At 64.9% G+C, this 3805-nt stretch carries 2 protein-coding genes and 2 pseudogenes; all 4 read right to left on the bottom strand.

Annotation, left to right across the window (positions count from 1 at the left end; translation table 11 throughout):
- Nucleotides 1-1159: pseudogene (locus EN781_RS28200) on the bottom strand (guanylyl cyclase); the annotation flags it as partial.
- Between the two features lie 76 nt (nt 1160-1235).
- On the bottom strand, nt 1236-2330 hold the full coding sequence (locus tag EN781_RS28195; protein ID WP_126055091.1) for a branched-chain amino acid ABC transporter substrate-binding protein: 1095 nt from the start codon (nt 2328-2330) through the stop codon (nt 1236-1238).
- Between the two features lie 336 nt (nt 2331-2666).
- Nucleotides 2667-2861: pseudogene (locus EN781_RS35570) on the bottom strand (hypothetical protein); the annotation flags it as partial.
- A gap of 148 nt (nt 2862-3009) precedes the next feature.
- Nucleotides 3010-3759, bottom strand: a complete 750-nt coding sequence (locus EN781_RS28185) for a DUF899 domain-containing protein (protein ID WP_126055090.1) — start codon at nt 3757-3759, stop codon at nt 3010-3012.
- Nucleotides 3760-3805: the final 46 nt, after the last annotated feature.

The raw sequence follows: 3805 nt of genomic DNA, 5'->3' as shown, positions 1-3805 counted from the left end.
CGGCCGGCAGCGGCGCACGAAGATCGCCGCCCGCGATGGCGAGCATGCCCTGGCTCACCGCGCCCAGACGGGCGAGGAGGCTGCGGTCGACATAGAGCCAGACGACCAGAACCGAGCTCAACAGGCTGAGCAAGGCGGAGCCGAGGACAACTCCGGTGCCGTAGTGCTGGACGAGCGCGGCTTCGCGACCGGAGGCAGCGATCTCGCGGTCCGCTGCTGCGACAAGACGGTCGACCGCAGCGGTGAGACTGCGCGACAGCCGATTGTTTTCGGCCAGCAGCTTTTCGCCCTGCGCGAGGACCGCAAGTTCCTCTTCCCGGGCCTTCGGGATGCTGTTCTCACCATCGGTTAGTGCCTTGAGTTCGTCCACCCGTTGCCGGAAACGGGTCCGCAGCTTTTCGTCGATCTCCGAGGAAGCCGTTTCGAGAGCGGCAAGCGAGCGGCGCAGCGGAAACAGGATCAACGCCAGGTCGCCCTGCGACGGCGCGGTCGCGGCCTTCACCAGCGCGTCGTTGACCGCCGAAATATCCAGCAGCGCCTTTTGCTGGGGGATGTAAGCCGCAATCGCCTGGACCATGTCGGCCATTGCCGCTGCGCGTCGATCGGGCGACAGTGACGTGTCGGCCGCGACCGCCCGCCATTGCGGCAGCCTGGAATCCATCACCAGGATGCCGGTGGCAAGAAGGCGGTGGCTCCCGGTCGTCGTCGCGGCGAGGCGGTTCAGGAGTTCCTCCTTGCGGGCGACCACATCGAGCCGGGCGATGACCAGGGAGTCGAGCTCCTTCAGATTGCGCCTCAGAACAACCGCGGCTTCCTCGATTTCGGCCAAAGGCACTGTGCCCAGCGTGGCGTCCCTGAGGTCGGTGCGCAGCGCCTCGAGGCGGGACATCTCGAGCGCGACGGCAGCCGAGACCTCGCTGTGCTGAGACCTGCTCGTCGCCGCCAGCACCGATGGCGCGGCAGCAGCGACCCGCTCGGCCTGGCGCGACAGTTGGAGGGAGGCTAGCGCCGACGGCACCCGATCCGTGGTGATTCGGTCGACGACGTCGCCGACTTGGAGGAAGGCATAAAGCGCCGCAGCAGTTGCCAGCACCGCAAGGGCGCTGATCCCGAAAAAGGCGAACAGCAGCCGGCCGCGTATGCCGAGGCGTTCAAGCATCGCTGTGAGTCGGTACAATCCAGCCACACTGGTCTGCATCGGACTAGACGTCTCAGGGGCACGCATTCGGCGAACCCTATTCAACCGGCACGTACTCCCCGCCGCGCCAGACGTACCAAACCCAGCTCTGCCTCGTGAGGTCACCCTTGTCGTCGAAATCGACGCGGCCAATGACGGTGTCGAACTCCTGTTCGCGCAGTGTCGCGATGACCGCCTTCGGCTCCAGCGAACCTGCCTTCGCGACCGCCTGGGCCCAGACCTGGACCGCGCAGTAGCTCAACAGCGTGTAGCCCGCCGGCTCGAAGTTCTCCGCACGGAACTGCTCCACGATCGCGGCTGCGCCGGCATTTCGCCGCGGGTCCGCCGGGAAGGTGAACAGGGTTCCCTCCGCCGCTGGGCCTGCGATCAGGGCGAATTCCTCGGTAGCCAAGGCATCTCCGGATATGAGCTGAACCGTGTAGCCGCGGTCGTGTGCGGCGCGAGCAATCAGCCCAACGTCGGCATGATAACCACCCACATACAAGGCTGAGACGCCGGCGCTCTGCAATGCAGCGACCTCGGCTGAATAGTCGTCCTTCCCGGGCGCGTATGCGTCGTAGACAGCTTCGGTCACGCCCCGTTTGTTCAGCTGCTTCCTGGTCTCGTCGGCGAGACCCTTCCCGTAGGTCGAATTGTCGTGAAGGATTGCAATCTTCTTGTCGCCCCAGCGATCGGCAAGGTAGTTGCCGGCGATGAACCCTTGCGCGTCGTCGCGGCCAATGGTGCGGAAGACATTGCGACGGCCCTGTTCGGTCAGTTGCGGATTGGTCGAGCCTGGGGATATTTCGACGATGCCCGCCTCCTCGTACACTTTTGATGCGGGGATCGAGGCCCCGGAGCAAAAATGCCCGACGACGAGCACCACCCCGTCAGCCACCAGCTTCCGGGCGGCCGCGACCGCTTGCTCGGGATCGCAGAAATCGTCGACCGAGATGAGCCTCACCTTCTGGCCAAGCACGCCGCCCGCGGCGTTGACGTCGGCCACCGCCATCTCGGCGCCGCGCTGTCCCTGCTCGCCGATCCAGGCAAGCCGTCCTGTCATCGCAGACGAGACCCCGATCAGCACCTCAGCCCTCGCGGAACCGAACACGGCCGCGAGAACCACGATCGCTATGGCGATGACACGGTGCATGTGCGCACCCCTTGTGGACATTAGCTTACGCTAATCCAGTCAGTGCCGACAGCCCCTTCGGCAAGCGCGAGTGTCTTGGATGTTGTTGCGGTGCAGTTGGCTGAGGTAATCGCACGCCAAATCCCGACATCCACTGGCCGGAGTGAACATCGTGATGGGGTCAGGTCATGACAATGCTAACGCCTAGCGTAATGTCCGCTCTTGAAGATTTGCAGCCTGAAGCTGTCAGTGCGCTGTCGGCCCCACTCCGGTCATTCGAGACCCGGTGGCAACTCGTCGCTGGCGCTTAGCGGGCACTTGGGCCGGTACGGCGGTCATTGGCCGCGATGCGAAATCTCACGCCCGCCGCGCCACTAGCCGCAGCCAGGGCGCCAGATGGAAGGCGGCCATCAAAAGATACATCGGTACCATGCCGCTCAGCATCGAGGCACCGGGGCCGGGCATGCACATCATGTCATGGCCGCCATAGGCGGCTGTCAGCAGCGCCATGATTGCGAAGGTCGGCGCCGCCGCAAGGCTGAGCCAGTCGGCGAGGCCGAAGCCGCTCGGGACGGCCGGGCCAGGGGCGGGATTGTCGATGCTCATCTTTGCCACCTTTCAAACTGGCGGGATTCCTGCGGACGCGTGGAGAGAGATCGGCTCCGGCGGTGCGGCTGGCACCGCCAGAGTCGCTTCACACTCAGGCGCTCTTGTTGCGGAACGCCGCCTCGCCGACGTCCGACACTTCGACCCATCTCTGGTCGGGGGCGGCACCCTCTTCGTAGTTGTCGTGCCAGTTCCACCATTTGTAGGTCTGGGTCTGCGGATAGCCTTCGGGCGAGTCCTCCCACACCTCCTGGCGGCCGAGCGGGGTGACGTCGAGGTAGCTCCACACGGTGCCGAAAGCCTCGTCGCCGCGGTTGTTGACGAAATAGGTGCGGAAGATGCGGTCGCCGTCGTGGATGAAGACGTTGTGGCCATGCCATTCGTCGACGCCGAAATCCTTATCCCAGCTGTCGGTGATGGTGTACCAGGGCAGCTCCCAGCCCATCCGCTGCTTCACCCGCTGAATGTCGGCCTGCGGCGCCCGCGAGGCATAGGCGAGCGTGGTGTCGCGGGCGTTGAGATGGGCGAGATTGCCGACCATGTCGGCGCCGAGCGAGCAGCCGCGGCAGGCGTGCTCCGGCCAGCCATAGACGCCCGGCTCGAAGAAGGCGCGATAGATGATCAGTTGCCGGCGGCCTTCGAACAGGTCGAGCAAGCTCGCCTTGCCGTTTGGGCCGTCGAACACATAGTCCTTCTCGACAAGCGTCCATGGCATGCGGCGACGTTCCGCGGCCAGCGCGTCGCGGGCACGGGTGAGGGCCTTTTCCTTTACGAGCATCTCTTCGTACGCGCCTTCCCAGGCGTCCTGCGAAACGATCGGCGGTGTCTTCATGTGCTGGGTCATTGCTCTTGTCCCGTTCTTTCGGTTTGGTTGGGGTGCAGGACAGACA

Source organism: Mesorhizobium sp. M4A.F.Ca.ET.090.04.2.1 (assembly GCF_003999085.1).
GTDB lineage: Bacteria > Pseudomonadota > Alphaproteobacteria > Rhizobiales > Rhizobiaceae > Mesorhizobium.
The sequence above is the reverse complement of the archived record's forward strand: the minus strand, read 5'-3'. Positions and strand labels throughout refer to the sequence as shown.

Excerpts from the sequence above, each read along its gene's own strand:
- EN781_RS28195 (WP_126055091.1), bottom strand. The coding sequence starts at position 2,330 with ATGCACCGTGTCATCGCCATAGCGATCGTGGTTCTCGCGGCCGTGTTC.
- EN781_RS28185 (WP_126055090.1), bottom strand. The coding sequence starts at position 3,759 with ATGACCCAGCACATGAAGACACCGCCGATCGTTTCGCAGGACGCCTGG.